This is a genomic window from Proteus sp. FME41, assembly GCF_014897315.1.
Classification (GTDB): Bacteria; Pseudomonadota; Gammaproteobacteria; order Enterobacterales; family Enterobacteriaceae; genus Proteus.
In genome coordinates this window covers 1-17,247 of record NZ_JABUYL010000010.1, presented here as the reverse complement: position 1 = coordinate 17,247, position 17,247 = coordinate 1, and the positions used below count along the sequence as shown (strand labels likewise).

15 protein-coding genes and 1 tRNA gene are annotated in these 17,247 nt (G+C 38.8%); 4 read left to right on the top strand and 12 right to left on the bottom strand.

Going from position 1 to position 17,247, the window contains the following annotated elements:
* The first annotated feature begins 133 nt into the window (after positions 1 to 133).
* Complete coding sequence (locus INT04_RS10530) at positions 134 to 454, top strand: hypothetical protein (RefSeq protein WP_226894067.1); 321 nt, start codon at positions 134 to 136, stop codon at positions 452 to 454.
* A gap of 230 nt (positions 455 to 684) precedes the next feature.
* On the opposite strand, the gene INT04_RS10525 is transcribed toward INT04_RS10530, so the two are convergent.
* The 7 genes from INT04_RS10525 to ttrS all read right to left on the bottom strand — a co-directional run bounded on the left by INT04_RS10525 (position 685) and on the right by ttrS (position 8,974).
* A complete protein-coding gene (locus INT04_RS10525) occupies positions 685 to 1,095 on the bottom strand; it encodes an acyl-CoA thioesterase (RefSeq protein ID WP_193016098.1) in 411 nt (136 codons plus the stop codon).
* Between the two features lie 103 nt (positions 1,096 to 1,198).
* Positions 1,199 to 1,978, bottom strand: coding sequence for a PhzF family phenazine biosynthesis protein (locus INT04_RS10520; RefSeq protein ID WP_193016097.1), 780 nt, complete (start codon positions 1,976 to 1,978; stop codon positions 1,199 to 1,201).
* 162 nt (positions 1,979 to 2,140) lie between these two features.
* The gene (locus tag INT04_RS10515) at positions 2,141 to 3,676 is read right to left on the bottom strand and encodes a peptide MFS transporter (protein ID WP_193016096.1); all 1,536 of its coding nucleotides are present in this window, start codon (positions 3,674 to 3,676) and stop codon (positions 2,141 to 2,143) included.
* 417 nt (positions 3,677 to 4,093) lie between these two features.
* Complete coding sequence (gene mdtG / locus INT04_RS10510) at positions 4,094 to 5,305, bottom strand: multidrug efflux MFS transporter MdtG (RefSeq protein ID WP_193016095.1); 1,212 nt, start codon at positions 5,303 to 5,305, stop codon at positions 4,094 to 4,096.
* A 277-nt stretch (positions 5,306 to 5,582) separates the two neighbouring features.
* On the bottom strand, positions 5,583 to 6,524 hold the full coding sequence (locus tag INT04_RS10505; protein WP_193016094.1) for a Kdo(2)-lipid IV(A) acyltransferase: 942 nt from the start codon (positions 6,522 to 6,524) through the stop codon (positions 5,583 to 5,585).
* 73 nt (positions 6,525 to 6,597) lie between these two features.
* A complete protein-coding gene (gene ttrR / locus INT04_RS10500) occupies positions 6,598 to 7,200 on the bottom strand; it encodes a tetrathionate respiration response regulator TtrR (protein ID WP_193016093.1) in 603 nt (200 codons plus the stop codon).
* Positions 7,201 to 7,210: 10 nt separating this feature from the next.
* On the bottom strand, positions 7,211 to 8,974 hold the full coding sequence (gene ttrS, locus INT04_RS10495; protein WP_193016092.1) for a tetrathionate respiration histidine kinase TtrS: 1,764 nt from the start codon (positions 8,972 to 8,974) through the stop codon (positions 7,211 to 7,213).
* A 176-nt stretch (positions 8,975 to 9,150) separates the two neighbouring features.
* On the opposite strand from ttrS, the gene ttrB reads away from it, so the two are divergent.
* Genes ttrB through ttrA form a run of 3 tightly spaced genes read left to right on the top strand, consistent with a single transcriptional unit; the run spans position 9,151 to position 13,992 of the window.
* Positions 9,151 to 9,894 carry a tetrathionate reductase subunit TtrB gene (ttrB, locus tag INT04_RS10490; protein WP_193016091.1) on the top strand — a complete coding sequence of 248 codons (744 nt, stop codon included), beginning with the start codon at positions 9,151 to 9,153 and terminating at the stop codon, positions 9,892 to 9,894.
* Complete coding sequence (gene ttrC, locus INT04_RS10485) at positions 9,891 to 10,919, top strand: tetrathionate reductase subunit TtrC (RefSeq protein WP_193016090.1); 1,029 nt, start codon at positions 9,891 to 9,893, stop codon at positions 10,917 to 10,919. Before ttrB ends, ttrC begins: the two co-directional genes overlap by 4 nt.
* Positions 10,912 to 13,992, top strand: a complete 3,081-nt coding sequence (gene ttrA / locus INT04_RS10480; protein ID WP_193016089.1) for a tetrathionate reductase subunit TtrA — start codon at positions 10,912 to 10,914, stop codon at positions 13,990 to 13,992. Before ttrC ends, ttrA begins: the two co-directional genes overlap by 8 nt.
* 269 nt (positions 13,993 to 14,261) lie before the next feature.
* Here the strand turns inward: ttrA and INT04_RS10475 are convergent, their stop codons facing one another.
* From INT04_RS10475 to INT04_RS19355, 5 genes are all read right to left on the bottom strand, one after another.
* Positions 14,262 to 14,864, bottom strand: coding sequence for a LuxR C-terminal-related transcriptional regulator (locus INT04_RS10475; protein ID WP_193016088.1), 603 nt, complete (start codon positions 14,862 to 14,864; stop codon positions 14,262 to 14,264).
* Positions 14,865 to 15,142: 278 nt separating this feature from the next.
* Positions 15,143 to 15,397, bottom strand: coding sequence for a biofilm formation regulator BssS (bssS, locus tag INT04_RS10470; protein ID WP_075673847.1), 255 nt, complete (start codon positions 15,395 to 15,397; stop codon positions 15,143 to 15,145).
* Positions 15,398 to 15,609: 212 nt separating this feature from the next.
* Entirely contained in the window at positions 15,610 to 16,662 is a 1,053-nt protein-coding gene (gene pyrC / locus INT04_RS10465; protein WP_193016087.1) for a dihydroorotase, read from the bottom strand.
* Between the two features lie 198 nt (positions 16,663 to 16,860).
* Positions 16,861 to 16,936, bottom strand: a tRNA-Asn gene (locus tag INT04_RS10460).
* 65 nt (positions 16,937 to 17,001) lie between these two features.
* Positions 17,002 to 17,247, bottom strand: a 246-nt coding sequence (locus INT04_RS19355; RefSeq protein WP_226894066.1) for a hypothetical protein, incomplete at its 5' end; no start/stop codon positions are given.

Sequence of the window (17,247 nt, the reverse complement as noted above, 5' to 3'; positions counted from 1 at the left end):
CTGTAGGGTTATTGTGTTTTAGCATTATGTCCTTGGGAAGCAATCAGGTTGTTGTCTTTTTATAAAATTAGCTGGCTTTTATACCTTCAATTTGAATAATAAAGATAACAACCTTTATTTCTATGATGATTAAATGATGATCTATCTTTATTCCGGTGGAGGCTCTTTTGAAAAACAAAAAAGAGTTAACCAAGTTGCTGCCGATAAAGCACAAGAAATTGCAGTAAACAAGATGAAGCAAGTAGCAAAACTTGAGGCACTTACCGATATTTCTATGGATACTGAAAATATTGGTGCAATATTACTAATTGAACCTTCAATAGCGTTAGCGTGTGCAATAGGACGACAATATTCGCACTCTGTTGATGTTGTTATCGCTGAAAGTGCGGAAATAGGAAAGAAACTCACCGTATGTCAGATTGAGTTTTCAGTGATAAAAATGTGTGTTCTCTGATTATCTACTTTATTCAGTTATCCACATTAACTGTGGATAACTCTTGTCTTACGTGTTAGTAATCTCATTACACTTTGATTTTATTGGATATTTTTCGTTGATTGAAAAATATCCACTTAAATTAATTAGTTTAATTACTTGTTGTTACTAAAAATAAATTAGGGCGCAATAAAATAGTGTGTTTCTTAATTAAGATAGATAAAAAGAGAGATAATTCTCTTTATAAGATATTATTTATCGAATAATGGCGTTGGCTTGCCGTTATTATCAACAGCAACAAAATTAAATTGACCATGGATCACTTCTTCACGCCCTTCGGCGTACATATCTTCAAGAAAAATAGAAACATTAACCGTTAAACTTGTGCGTCCAACACGAATAACTTCACCGACTAACTCAATAATAGTTCCTGATGGAATGGGATGATTAAAATTAATTTTCTCAGTAGAAACAGTGACTAAACGTTTACGGCTAAAACGTGTCGCGGTAATAAATGACACTTCATCCATCCAAGCTAATGCTGTGCCGCCAAAGAGTGTGGAATGATGATTGGTTGTGGTTGGAAAGATAACTTTAGAAACACGAGTGACAGCGTTTTTAATTTTATCTTGTAGTTCAGGAGATAAATCAGAGATGGACATAACAATAAAGCCTTTTCTTCAATACGGTAGGGAAAGTCCTCACAGTATAAAATAGAGTAAAATGAAAGCAAAGTAGATGAATCGAGGATAATGCTACCTACCTTTAAAAGGTAATTTCACCAGTTAAAAAAAGTGTTGCATTACCTATAAGTAAAACGCGATTATTTTTTATTTCACAAGCTATATTTCCGCCTCGTTTTGAAACTTGTCTCGCATGTAATTGTGTTTTATTAAGCTTATTCCCCCAAATCGGAGCTAATACACAGTGTGAAGTGCCTGTTACCGGATCTTCATTAACGCCTTTTATTGGTGCGAAAAATCGAGAAATAAAATCATAAGGTGTATGGCCTTTAGATGTAATAATTACACCAGGTAAAGGCAATTGTGCTATTTGAGTAAAATCAGGTTGGTAATGAATAACCGTATCAGGATCAGAGAGAAAGCACACATATCGATCATGAGCTTGCCAAACTTCATCTATCTCTAAGTTAAGTTTAGCGCTGAGTTGTGATTTGATGTCATTATTTAATGTGGCTGATATCGCGGGGAAATCGAGCGTAAAGAATGAATTTTGGCAAGAGACAGTCAGTTCACCAGAGAGAGAATGAAACTTAAAGCGATCTATAGGGGATTTTTTTATCGTTTTGAGTACAAATGCAGTAGCTAATGTCGCGTGTCCGCACAGGGGAACTTCGATTTTGGGTGTAAACCAACGAATATGGTTGCCGACTAAAAACGCCGTTTCCGGTAAATTAATCTCTGCTGCTAACGCAAGCAAGGTGGTATCGGGTAACCATTCCTCTAACAAAATGACGGCGGCTGGGTTCCCTGAAAAAGAAGCAGAGGAAAAGGCATTAATATAATAGATAGGAAGAACAGTCATGGCATTACCTTGATGATTAACGAGTAGTAAAAGGGAAGATAATGAGATTAAGTGTTTTAAATGGTCGGTGCAATACTTAAAAATTGATCGAAATAGAATGTGCTAAATGCAAAAAGCCATGCCTAAATAATGAGGCATGGCTTAAGAGGTCAGCAAGTCAGATTAAGCTTGTGCTTTCTCTTTGCTATCTGCACTTTGTAAAAGCTTACGAACTGGAATAATCAGTGTAGCAAGAACAACAGCACAAATGACCAGTGCGATAGAAACATGAGAGAAGAAATCAGGCATGACATCCAGTTTATCTGGGCGAATATTCCCCCCCATTAAACCGGCAGCAAGATTTCCTAATGCACTCGCACAGAACCACAAGCCCATGACTTGTCCACGCATTTTTGCAGGCGCTAAAATCGTCATTGTGGCAAGCCCAATTGGGCTTAAGCATAATTCACCTAATGTCAGTAAGAAGATACTACTAATTAACCAAAGTGGTGAAACGCCTTGTCCTGTCGTGATAACGCTTTCAGATGCAAACATCATGACAGTAAAGCCACCTGCTGCAAATAAAATACCAATCACAAACTTAGTCATACTGCTTAAATTCATATTCTTACGTGCCATCATTGGCCACAGCCAGCTAAATATAGGAGCAAGAATAATAATAAACAGAGCATTGATAGACTGGAACCAAACTGCAGGGATCTCAAAGCCCATAAAGTTTAAGTCAGTATAATCATTGGCGAATAAGTTAAATGATGTCGGTTTTTGTTCGAATGCAGACCAGAATAAGGCGGCTGAAACCAATAATAGGAAACAAACAAATAAGCGGGAGCGGTCACTGCTACTTAATCCTGCAAAGAGGAATAAATAGATAAAATACGCAATAACACTGCCTGAAATCACGTAGACCATAAAGTTAGCAACCCTGACTGGATTAAAAGGAATTACACCAGAAATGATAAGGCTAACAATCGCAATAAGTACAACAGATAATGCTAAGATCCATTGACCCACATTACGACGAACAACTGTAGGGCGATCCCAGCTTGAATCTAAACCCACTTCGCTATCAAAGCGGCGCATCGTTGGTACTGCGTAAAAGCGGAAAATCAGCAACGCAACAAGCATACCAATACCACCAATACCGAAGCCCCAATGCCAGCCATAATCACGAACTAAGAATCCCGTGATAAGTGGTGCAATAAATGAGCCCATATTAATTCCCATATAAAATAAGGAGAATCCACCATCACGGCGAGTATCATCCCTTTTATACAAGGTTCCTACCATCACGGTTACGCAAGTCTTAAATAGCCCCGTACCTAAGACAATCAGCAATAAGCCGATAAAGAATAGGTTTTGTGACCAAAACGCAGATAATGCGATAGAAAGATGGCCTAAGGCGATAAAGATAGAGCCATACCAGACAGCTAGGCGTTGTCCTAGCCAGTTATCAGCGAGCCAACCTCCCGGTAACGATGTTAAATAAACACCGCCCGCGAAAATACCCACAATAGCAGAAGCCTGCTCTCTGGGGATTTCCATGCCACCCTCATAAACGGTTGCCGCCATAAATAAGATTAATAATGGGCGAATACCATAGAAAGAAAAGCGTTCCCACATTTCGGTGAAGAAAAGGGAGCTTAATGGGTATGGGTGGCCAAAGAAAGTTCGGCTAGATTTTGAGTGAGTAGATTGCATCTTAAATTCCCAAAAAAAACCTCTACAGGTCGTTTGCAAGTAAAAAGAACAAAATGTTAGCAGGTGGTTAAACAGAACTATATCATTCTGTTATCAATTACCACTGCATTTAATTAATATATTTTTAACATACTTTTGTCAGGATTTAGTAACTAAAAGTATATTTAATACTTTATAAACCATTTTTTGGTGCAAAAGTCGATAAAAATCTCATTTTGCAATAGTTAACCTTGCAATTTTCTGAAAAAAAAGAACAAGAAAAATTTATAGGGGGTAATAAATAGGGGGTAAGATTTTTCTTAATAAACAATAAATTACAAAAATCAAAATAAAAAAAATAATAATTAGCGCTTTAAAAGTAAAAGTATAATTTTATGTGAGAAAAAAACGATTAACTCATCTTATTTGTAGATTTTTTCACTCTTTCTTTTTTGGTGTTCTAAAGCATATCCATGAGTAAATCAGATTAAAAAAGACAACGGCAGCGGTGAAATAAAAAACAGCTCTAAATCCGTAGCTTGCTGCGACAAAAGCCCCCATTAACGGTCCTGTAACATTGCCGACATCTCTTAACGCTTGGTTATAGCTGAAAATTCGACCCGCAATAGCGGGTGTGATGTTATAAAGAATAAGCGTTTGTACTGCGGGTAACATAGCTGCGTTAACAGCACCTAATAAAAATCGTAATGCGCCTAATTCCCAATAATTGCTGACTAAGGCCATTGGAATAAGCATAAAAATAGAGAGCCCGAGGGTGAAAATAAGCACTTTATCTGGGCCTATTCGATCACCTAATTTACCAAAGCGGGGAGCACTAATAAGCGCAGCAATACCCGGAACGGAAGCAATAACGCCACTAATAAAGGCAAGATTACTAATAGAACCCGTCAACTCACGGATATAAAGGGTCAAGATGGGGGTTACAGAGCCAGTTGCCACTTGAATAATCATGGTGGTAAAAAACAAACACACAACCAGTCTTTTATTTTTAAGTGATGAGAACACTTGTTTTGTTGTTAGCGCATCTTTTTTGGAGACTGGCGTAAAGTTTTCACTGACAAAAAAGAGAGTAACTAAAAAGCAAATAAATAATACGGCAGAGGTTATAAAGAAGACAGGGCGTAAACCGTAGAGATCAGCAAGCATGCCGCCAATTAAAGGGCCGATCAATGCACCACTTACAGCACCCGTTGAAAGAGTACCTAGCGCCCAACCACTTTTTTTAACAGGAACCTGTGTTGCAATGAGTGCATTAGCATTAGGAACAAAGCCACCTAATACACCTAATAAAGCGCGTAAAAATAATAATTGCCATATATTTTGCACAAAACCAATTAATACCATCACTATTGCCATGCCAAGGGCAGAGCGCAGCAACATTAATTTTCGGCCTTTTCTATCGGATAATTTTCCCCAAAAAGGCGCTGCGATAGCAGAGAAAAGAAAGGTAATACTAAAAGCAACACCAGTCCAAAGATTTAGTTCTTCATGATCTGTTATGCCTAGCTCTTCTACATATAAAGGTAGAAAAGGCATAATCAAACTAAAGCCAGCACCAGTGAGAAAACAACCAAACCAGACAATATAAAGATTACGTTTCCAAGAATTATTTCGGGGCTTGAGATTCATGTCACTCCTTTAGCCGAGAAAGAGAGAGTAAACCAAGATAATAGGCTGAAAATAACCGTAGTGACGTTGATAACAGCGACAACGAGTAGGTCTTCTTATTATTATTAATAGTGAATAAGAATATAGCCATGATACAGAATAAGTGCGATAGGTCTTGCTCTTATAATGTGTTTTGCAGGGGTTTACAGCGTACGCAATTAGCGGTTTTATTATTGTTATTTTAGGGTTTCATAATATGGATAAGTGGCTGTTTTCAGATAAAAACAGCCACTTGCTATCAGTGTACTTTCTTTATTTCATTATATAAAGAGTCATCACCTTCAGGGCGAGTTTTAAAGCGACGATGTAACCACATATATTGGTCAGGTGCGCGTAAGATCTCTTTTTCAATCACTTTATTCATCGCACTGGCGGTATTTTCTTCATTATCAAGCGGAAAATCAGCAATCGCAGGAGAAATAATTAATTCATAGCCTTTCGCTTCAGGTAAGCGTTTAGGTGTAAAGGGAATTAATGCAGGATTGCTGGTTTTTGCCAGAATATAGGTTCCCGTTGTAGTCGCGGCTTTGTCAACGGCAAATAAAGGGACAAAAACACTTTTACGCGGGCCATAATCATGATCAGGGGCATACCAGAGAATTTCACCCGTTTTTAAACCGCGGATCATGCCTTTGATGTCTCTTCTGTCGAGCATAAATTTATTAGAGCGTAATCGGCCCCATGTTTGCAACCAATCCACAACAGGGTTGTCGTTAGGGCGATAAACACCTACACCGGGATTATAAATACCGAAAATACGTGCGCCCAGTTCAAGAGTCAGAAAATGGATACCAATTAATAAGATGCCTTGTCCTGAATCTTGAACTTTCGAGATATTTTCAAGTCCACTGACTTTAAACCAGCGTTTAACCCGCCATTCAGGCCAAAACCATGCCATTCCCGTCTCGAATAATCCCATACCAACAGACTCGAAGTTTTTATTCACTAAGGCTTCTCGTTCACTTTTCGGCATTTGTGGAAAGCAAAGTTCGAGATTACGTTCCGCTATTTGAACCCGTTTTTTTAAAAACAGCTTAGAAAAACGGCCTAGGCGAGTACCTAGCCAATAAATAACAGGATAAGGAAGTAGCACCAGAATATAGAGTAACCCGATCCCAAACCAAGTCAGCCAATATTTAGGTTGCAAAAATGATTTTTTAAATGAAGGTGACTTTATCATAAACCTATCTATTTACTTTTTTCCAATGAATATCTTATATTGTGACACTTTTCATCGCAGATAAGAAATTTTGTTACACATTAGGTGAAATTATCTCAATACCTTGTAATGCAGTGACCAATTCTGCAATATTTTTAGCCGCCATTTTGTCCATCACTTTTGCTCGATGTACTTCAACGGTTCTTATTGAAACACACGCTACTTCTGCAATTTCCCGATTCATCAATCCTTGAATGACATAGTAGGCAATATCTTTTTCTCTTGGCGTTAATGAAGCATAACGGCGACGAATATCATGTGCAGTAAAGCGAGTATTGGTTTCAATAAATGCAGAATCTAAAGCAGAAAGCAACGCATTGCTATCAACCGGTTTTTGTAGAAAATCAATGGCTCCTTTTTTAATTTCTTCAACTGCCATGGGGATATCACCATGACCCGTTAAAAAAATAACAGACAGTGTGCTGTGTTTATCAATTAAATATTGATGAACTTGTCTCCCATCTGGTTTTGGCATTCTCATATCTAATAACACAACGCCTTGTTGGTAGGGATTGACGTTGTTGATGAAAAACTCGCTATCATTCCAAACATGGGCTGAATAACCTAAGCTTTCTAATAAAAATTGACAAGCATCAGTGACAGCAAGATCATCATCAACAAGGTGAATTGTTGGCATTTCTTCTCCGTTATTTATTTTTGTTAGGGAAAATAAGGGTGATTTTTAATCCGACATTATTTTGCGCATTTTTTTGGTTCTCAATGTGAATATCGGCACCTTGAGAAAGTAATAATCGCTGACAAATCACTAAACCTAATCCAAGTCCTTCTGTTTTTGTTGTTTGGAAGGGAGAAAAGGGGGATTCAAGTTGGCTATGGCTCATCCCACCCGCATCATCTTCAATAACGACAAGTAATCTATCTGGTGCTTTATGCGTACTAATTTTCAGCGTTTTTGCACCCGCTTGAAGACTATTGGTAATTAAATTTGATAAGATTTGCTCGAATAAGGTTTCGGGTAGACACAAGGTATCATGTTCATCAATATGCGTAATAAGTGAAACCTGTGGATACTTATCTTCTACACGTAAAAGTGTCCAAATATGTTGGGTACATTCTGCAATATTTTGGTGAGAAAGCAAAATCGTATCTGTATTAGGTGTTTGTTTTCCAACCCATAAACGGAGATTTCTAATAATATCAGCCCCGCGTTGCGCTTGTTTGTCTATTTGTTGCAATGCAGGTAGTAATGGGTGTAATTCATTTTCTTTTTTAAGGCGAATAACGCTACCTTGTGCATAACTTTTAATTGCTGAAAGTGGTTGATTTAGCTCATGAGCAAATCCAGATGCCATTTCTCCTAATATGTTTAAGCGTTGGGCATGTTCTAACTCTTCTTTTTGTTGCCTTAAACGATTATGTGCATGCTCTAATTGACGGCTACGGCGTCTCACTAAATAGCTCACCCAAACTTGGTTAAGAATAAGAAAAAGAATCGCAGTCAGCGAAAGGCCAATAATCAATTGATGCTGGATCGCCCAACTTTGTGCATCTTGCCAAAGTTGCCTCTGGCGAGGATGTTGATTGACTTCTTTTAGCAAGTTTTCAACTTGTGTGTGTGAAGCAGGGGCCCCCCACTTCATTGGTTTACTCTCATCGGTGAGTAAAACACGAGTGACTTTATCCACTAACTCATCAGGCACAGTATCTAAAGCCGCAAATGACCAATTGGGGTAGAGCGGTGTGCTGGTTAAACAAGGCGTATTAGTTTGATAGGAAATAACTGGCCGGTAATCACTTTTTCGAATAAGCCCTTCATTATCCATATTTTCCAGCAAACAAACCGGAATAATCGCTGCATTAATATCTTCATCTCGTAAGAGGTAAAGTAGTGCGTCTGCGGGAAAACCAGTAAAGCGTAATGTGAAGTCTTTATCAGGATCGATACCTTCTTCTCGCAGTGTTTTATACCCTAAAAGATAACCACCAAAAGCATCAGGAGCAATGGCCCCTACACGTTTTCCGATTAGCTCGTGAACAGAGGTAATCGGGCTATCATTACGCACTAAAATCAAGCTACCAATGACATTTCTAGTTGTGTTATCAGGCTCATAACCCGAACGTAAAGAGAGTAACCATCGTAATGGAAAGGCATTATCTAATTGAATAAATTGCGCAGGATTTGTGAGTAGAAAATCAACATGTTTTTTCGCAACAGCAAGTTTCATTTCTTCAAGATTTAAAGGCACTAGCACAAAGCTTTCTGTAGGAAATTGTTCATTTAGTGTTTGAACAAGGGGTTGCCAGTGACGTTGCGTAGAGGCATCGCCACGTAGTGCTAAGACACCGATAGTCCACTCTTTGGCTATTGCGTGTAGCGGAAATACAAAAAAGAGCAGTAATAGCCCAATGTTAAGTGCTTTTTTAATCCCAATTGTCTGTTTTATCGTCATAAATATCTAATGTTAAATATTGTTTTGGATCAAGTTCATACCCAGTATGTGGTAAACCACAATAGGTGTCGTCTTCAGTAATTTTTACAATGCACTTATAACAAACACAGTCTTTTTACTTTCTATTTCCTTCACTCATCGTGAGATTGATTAACTGAGTGATACTGGAGACAAATATGGATCTTGGAAAACGAAAATTTTTACAACAATTAGGGGTCCTTACCGCAGGAGCTTCTCTCGTTCCTTTAGCTGAAGCTGGCATTAAATTATCACCAGAGCGCCGTGAAGGGTCAGAGGATAAACGTTATGGGATGCTGATTGATTTACGTCGTTGTGTAGGGTGCCAGTCCTGTACTGTGAGCTGTAATATCGAAAATCAGACGCCTCAAGGACAATTTAGGACGACAGTAAACCAATATCAGGTTGCTATCAAGGGGCAAGAAGGGATAACTAACGTTCTGTTGCCTAGATTATGTAATCATTGTGATGAACCGCCATGTGTTCCTGTTTGCCCTGTTCAAGCGACCTTCCAACGTAAAGACGGCATTGTAGTCGTTGATAATGAACGCTGTGTAGGTTGTGCTTATTGTGTTCAAGCATGCCCTTATGATGCACGCTTTATTAACCACTCAACACAAACCGCAGATAAATGTACGTTCTGTGCGCATCGCCTTGAAGTAGGTCTATTACCTGCCTGCGTTGAGTCGTGTGTGGGTGGGGCACGTATTATTGGCGATATGAAAGATCCTAATAGTACGATCAGTAAAATGTTACACACGCATGAAAAAGCGCTGAAAGTCTTAAAACCTGAAAGTGGCACATTGCCACAAGTTTTTTATCTCGGCTTAGATGATGCATTTGTACAACCGTTAGCCGATAAGGGACAACCCGCATTATGGCAGCAGGAGGTTCACTCATGATCCCTCAAGTTTCCCAAATTCAAGAAGTGATGGCGATCCCTCAAGAATATTTTTGGTTACCTTGGGCGGTGCAATATTTCTTTTTTATCGGTATTGCTTGCAGTGCGACGCTGTATGCTTGTTGGCAATGTTGGAAAGGTCGTGCTGGTAATCAACGTTTAGAAGCTGTTGCAGTCTTTATTGCAATAACGGCAGGTATTACGGCACCACTTGCGTTAACGGCAGATTTACACCAAACAGCCAGAGTATGGCATTTTTATGCTTATCCAACGCCATGGTCATGGATGGCATGGGGTTCACTGTTACTGCCATTGTTCTCTGCGTTTAGTATGCTTTATTTTGCTGCAATGGTTGTCCGCTTAGTGTGGAAACGCGAATACAAATTAACGCGTTGGGTGGCATTAGCCTGTTCATTAACAGCGATTGGTCTGCTGTTATATACCGGGCGTGAAGCGTCTATTTTAAAAGCAAGACCTGTATTGTATACATATTGGTTACCTATCTTATTATTTTTTAGTGCAATGCAAGTACTACCCACATTACTGGCGTTGGGAACGCGTCGCGAACCCATTCATCAACGCGAATTAGCCATGTGGTTTGTAAGTTCATTAATGTTATTGGCTGTCTGTACAGGGTTATGGGTTGCGGGTGACACGCTTTCAGGTCAAGCCATTAGACAACAATTAATCATGGGAAGCCTTGGCTGGTGGAGTGCAATGGGTGTTATCGCGTTATGGGCTATCTCTGTCGCTATGGGGCTTATGATGGCAAAACAAGTGCGCTCAGTCGCGTTCATTACCATCATGGCATTTGTCTCAATGGGACTTGCATGGGTATTACGCTGGTTAATGCTGATGGGTGCGCAATATATTCCCAAATATAACATTATTACAAACCCTTATGAGTTTACGCTAGGTAACGATGGACTGATGGCAATTATTGGGACATTTGGATTGTGGATAGCGTTAACCATTTTATTTAGAGAAAGTATTCGTTGGGTTGTCAGGAGAGTGCAGCATGGCTAAGTTTACAAGACGTCAATGGCTTAAAGGTGGATTGGTTATCGGTGGTATTGCCGCATTTGCTGCCAGTTACCGAGATGTTGCTAAACGTGCTATAGATGGCTTAATTGATGGCACATCAGGAAAAGTGACACTTGATAGGATCAATGGCAACTCATTATTACCTGAAGGTAAAGTTGTCAAAGATACAAAATGGCAAGCGAATACTGATCAATCTGTTTGTATGACTCAGTGTTTTGGTTGTTGGACACAATGCGGCGTTCGTGCCCGCGTTGATAGAGCAAACAATAAAGTATTGCGTATCGCAGGTAATCCTTATCATCCGCTTTCTCATGATCACCACTTTGGCTATAACATGCCAATTAAAGACGCATTTGAAAAAATGGGGGGGGAAAGTGGTTTAGAAAACCGCTCTACGGCTTGTGCGCGTGGTGCAACCATGATGGAAAGCTTAGATAGCCCAACTCGCATTCTTGAACCAATGAAGCGTGTAGGTAAACGCGGTGAAGGTAAGTGGAAACGCATCAGTTTTGAGCAGTTGATCCAAGAAATTGTTGAAGGTGGTGATCTCTTTGGTGAAGGTCATGTTGACGGTTTACGTGCTATTCGTGACTTAGACACTTTAATCGATCCCAAACAACCCGCTTTAGGCCCTAAAGCTAACCAATTACTAATGACTAATGCGGGTGATGATGGGCGCGATACATTTATTCGCCGCTTTGCTCAAAATTCATTTGGCAGCAAAAACTTTGGTGCGCATGGCTCTTATTGTGGATTAGCTTACCGTGCGGGTTCGGGCGCGTTAATGAATGATTTAGATAAAAACGCACACGTTAAGCCAGATTGGGATTACGTTGAATTTGCGCTGTTTTTAGGAACATCACCAGCACAATCAGGTAACCCATTTAAGCGCCAAGGTCGTCAGTTAGCTAATGCCCGTATTCGTGATTCATTTAACTATGTTGTTGTGGCTCCGGCATTACCGTTAACGACTACATTAGCGAACGACCATGGGCATTGGGTTCCTGTTCAACCAGGAACGGATGCTGCTTTAGTGATGGGAATGATCCGCTGGATCATTGAAAACAAGCGCTACAATGCAGACTATCTGTCAGTACCAAGCGAAGTTTCAATGAAAAATATGGGTGAGAAGAGCTGGACAAATGCGACCCACCTTGTGATCAGTGACGAAAAACATCCGCTTTCAGGACAAATGCTCACTACGGCACATTTGAATGATGTTGCTGAAGGGGAAGATCAAAACTTAGTGTTATCGCTAGATGGTGAATTAGTTCCTACAACAAAAGTCGATAAAGCACAATTATTTGCTACGCATAAAGTCACTTTAAAAACAGGTGCAGAAGTGACTGTAAAATCAAGTTTTCAATTACTTGATGAAGCGGCTAAACGTATGACATTGGCTGAGTATAGTGAGCGTTGTAAAGTACCCGAAACAACAATTGCTGCATTAGGACGTGAATTTACCGCTTATGGGCGAAAAGCGGCGGTTATTTCTCATGGCGGTATGATGGGAGGAAATGGTTTTTATACCGCGTGGAGCGTAATTATGCTTAATGCGCTAATAGGTAACTTAAACCTTAAAGGTGGGGTCTCTGTTGGTGGCGGTAAGTTTAATGGCGCGACGGATGGCCCTTGTTACAAAATGGATAGCTTTAAAGGTAAAGTGAAGCCAAAAGGCATGGTGTTATCACGCAGTAAAGCAGCCTATGAAAAATCCGATGAATATCGTGAACGTGTAGAGAAAGGGGAATCGCCATATCCTGCAAAAGCACCTTGGTATCCGTTTGCTGCAGGGCAATTAACGGAGCAACTGGGTTCTGCATTAGCAGGTTATCCTTATTCATTAAAAGCTTGGATCACGAATATGACCAACCCTGTTTATGGGATTGCGGGTATTCGTCAAGTAATGGAAGAGCGTCTTAAAGATCCAAAGCATCTGCCTTTAATTATCGGTATTGATGCCTTTATGAATGAAACAACGGCGCTGGCAGATTATATTGTGCCTGATACACACAACTTTGAAAGTTGGGGATTTAGCGCACCGTGGTCTGGTGTTCAAGTGAAAGCCAGTACAGCACGTTGGCCGATTATTGAACCTCGTGTTGCTAAAACAGCAGAAGGTCAGCCAATCTCAATGGAGACATTCTGTATTGCTGTTGCAAAAGCTTTAGACTTACCAGGATTTGGTGATAAAGCGATTGAAGATATGGATGGAAATTTCTATCCAATCAATAGTGCAGAAGATTACTATTTACGTGTTGCCGCTAATATGGCGTTTATGGGTGAAAAACCGGTAGCACCTGCAACTAATGAAGATATTTTATTGAGTGGTGTTGATCGTATTCTGCCTGCAATGGCATCAACGTTAAAAAATGAAGAAGTACTTCGCGTTGCCTATATTTACACCCGAGGAGGTCGTTTTGCACCTTATGATAAAGCATGGAATGGTGATGAAACAGGACCTCAGTGGAAAAAACCATTGCAGATTTGGAATGAAGAAGTTGCGAAAAACCATCATGCAATAACGGGCGAACGTTATAGTGGTTGTCCAACTTATTATCCACCACGTTTATCTGATGGTAGTGATATTCACCAACACTATCCTGAAAATCAATGGCCATTAAAGTTAATGTCCTTTAAGTCTCATGTGGTGAGCAGTTCAACAGGAATGATCCAACGTTTAAGAATGGTAAAACCGACTAACTTGGTTGCGATTAACCCTCAAGATGGTAAAAAATGGGGTGTTAACCATGGTGATATCGTTCGCATTGTAACACCTGGTGGACAAGTTGAAGCAGAAATTAGTTTACTTGATGGCGTTATGCCGGGTGTTTTAGCAATTGAACATGGCTATGGACATCAGGAATTAGGTTCTCGTCAGCACTATTTAGATGAACAACCTTTACCGATGGATAAAGGTATTGGTAATGGTATTAATCTTAATGATTTAGGATTTGCAGATCCAACGCGAGAGATAACCAATACGTGGTTAGATTGGGTATCAGGGGCATCAGTTCGCCAAGGATTACCCGCTAAAATTGAACGTATCGCCTAATTATTAGCTCATAAAATCACTTCACTCTTGCGATAAAAAGGGTGAAGTGATAATACAATTAGTCGTATCTTAGTTTTGTATTTAATAAAATATATAAACGATTAACGTAGTTATTTTAATACTTCATGTACCCTACAGACATAATGTTATTATAAATTTCAAGTGGCCATCACGCCCATTAGCCACTCTATTTACAGTGAGTAACAATAGGAATTGGACTCCTTTTTTCTTTTTATTTTTCCTAACATCACTGACTTTATATTTTAATATTATTTATCATATACATACTTTAATATGTTATATATAAAAAACAATTCAATTCTATTTTTCACGTTGATTTTTTCAGTAATATGTCTTTTGTGAGAATAAACTGTGCTATTGCTTATACAGAGTTTTTTAGCAATTTGGTGATTGGGTAATTCATTCATCCAATAAGTAATGATTTTTTGCTCTTGAGCGCTAAAAATGGAACACAGTGAATGATTGTATGTTGGGAAGACAACTTGGCATCGAGAAGTGAGCAGAGACGTTCTTTCAAGCACCCAAGGCAGAACTCTTTTAGGGAGGATAAAACAGTTATTTGTCAATGCAATAGGCCTTTCCTTGTCTGGATAATTTGCATCAATATAGAGATATAATCGGCAATTTCGAGTTGAAATAAAAAAGAATTGTAAATACTGACAATGTGCTATTTCTCGGCAGTATTTTGTTAGATCAATAAATATAATATCAGGCATGGAATTATTAATATAATTATTAGCTTCTTGTATAGATGGAGTATCAATAATTTCATGTCTAATATTTCTCATTGAGAAGAAATTTTTTATACCATTACGCGTAAAAAAACATTCATCAATAATTAATACTTTCACAAATAACTTCCTTGTTTGTTTCTGGCTTTATTAATTAAAATAAAGATAACGCTGTTTTATGTCAATTCGGCTTATATATTATTTTTCTTAAGATATAACGAATAAAACAAATATTATTAATATTGGATTTAATAAAATCTTATTTATTAATCAGAATAATTATTTTCAATATGAATATATTGATAGATAAAAATAATATTTATAGATAGGTGAAAATGAGAACAGGAGTACATTGTACTCCTGCTTTGCGTTCGCTATCTTTTTTCTAGATCTTGTTATTAATGCTTGGTGTTGTCTGAAACAGAATCTTCAGATGATTCAATTTTATCAATGCCTGCTTGAAGAATATGAATCAACTGTCTAGCGATATCTGTTGTGAGCCAAAGCGTTTTATCTACAACTGCATTTTCAGGATGATGTTCATTTTCAGGAAGATAATGTAAACGCAACATCATGGCATCGTAAATGTCAACTGTACTAATGTCCCAGCCTACAACAGGATGTGTCTGAATAACTTCATTTTTTCTACTCATAATACCTCCTAATCATACAACCGGTTTTGACTAAGAGAGAAGTTCCCACACAACGTGGTTGCTTTTCAGTATACGAGATTTATCGCGATTAAAAAGATAAATTTTTGTTGTAACAAAAAAATGTGCACTAGCTCTGATAAAAGAGTGATGCACCATTTAATAGTCGAATGATTATTATATGGTGCATTTTAGATAAACATCAAGAGGCGTTATTAATCAACAGTAATATCCCAGCGAATATCTTCATTGGCTAAGAATGGGATAAGTGCTTCATTACCGGAAATAATGTGAGCAGGGGCATCAACTGATTTTTCAGTTAGTGTAAGTGTGCCTTCATTAACGGGTAATCCATAAAAACGTGGACCATTTAGTGAACAAAAGGCTTCAAAGTGCGCTAAGGCATTAAGCTCTTTAAATACGGTCGCATAGGCGGCAAGTGCAGTTGGTGCGTTAAATACACCGGCACAGCCGCAAGAAGATTCTTTACGGTGTTGTAAATGTGGCGCGGAATCTGTACCTAAGAAAAAGCGAGGATGGCCAGAGGCAACCGCTTGTCTTAACGCTTCTTGATGGATATTACGTTTAAGAATAGGAAGACAATAAAGATGAGGTTTAACACCACTAACTAACATGTGGTTACGGTTAAACATCAAATGTTGTGGTGTAATGGTTGCACCAAGAAACTCATTTCCTTCAAGTACATACTGAGCTGCTTCTTTGGTTGTAATATGTTCAAAGACAATTTTTAACTCAGGGAACTGTTTACGTACAGGAGACATAACGCTATCAATAAAACGTGCTTCTCTATCAAATATATCAATATTTGAGGCCGTGACTTCGCCGTGGATCAGCAATGGCATGCCAATTTTTTCCATTACACTTAAGATTGGATAAATTTTTGTGATATCAGAGACACCATGGCTTGAGTTTGTTGTTGCATTTGCAGGATATAATTTACAGGCGGTAAAAACACCTTGTAAGAAACCTTGCTCTACTTCTGAAGGCTGTGTGCCATCAGTTAAATAACAAGTCATTAAAGGATCAAACTTATCGCTAGCAGGAATAGCTGCTTTAATACGATCACGATAAGAACGAGCAGCTTCAATTGTTGTCACGGGGGGGACAAGGTTTGGCATGACAATGGCTCTGCCAAAATAACGACTGGTATAAGGAACAACAGTTTTTAGCATGTCATCATCACGAAAGTGAACATGCCAATCATCAGGGCGGCGAATAGTGAGAGTGATAGGTTGTGCAGTGGTCATATACCGGCTCCGTGTGTCTTAGGAAAATCGAAAGATCAAGGATTGGATTGGACTAAATAGTCAAGCCGGAAACGAATGCTAATACGAAAATGATTAAATAGCTACCATTTAATCGTATTTTTTATTGTCTATAGGAGAATGATGTAAGGGAAAACAGAGAGTAAAATCAAAAGGTTACGAGGGTGACACAAACAAAAATGGCTCCTCCAACTGGACTCGAACCAGTGACATACGGATTAACAGTCCGCCGTTCTACCAACTGAACTATGGAGGAATAACATTAAGTGGCGTGTATCATATAGCGGTCGATTTGATATGTCAAAGGACAATCAATGATATTTATTTAAGTGCATAGATAAACGACATATTGTGCATTTCTAAAACAGATAATCGAATAAAAGGAATTATAGAGGATTGAGATTGGCGGTATTTTTCATGGTTATTAATAAGAATTAAAATGAACGAGAATTGGAAAAGAAAAGGTAGAAAGCAAAAAGCCCGCACTGTAATAGCGCGGGCTTTTCTAAATCTGGCTCCTCCAACTGGACTCGAACCAGTGACATACGGATTAACAGTCCGCCGTTC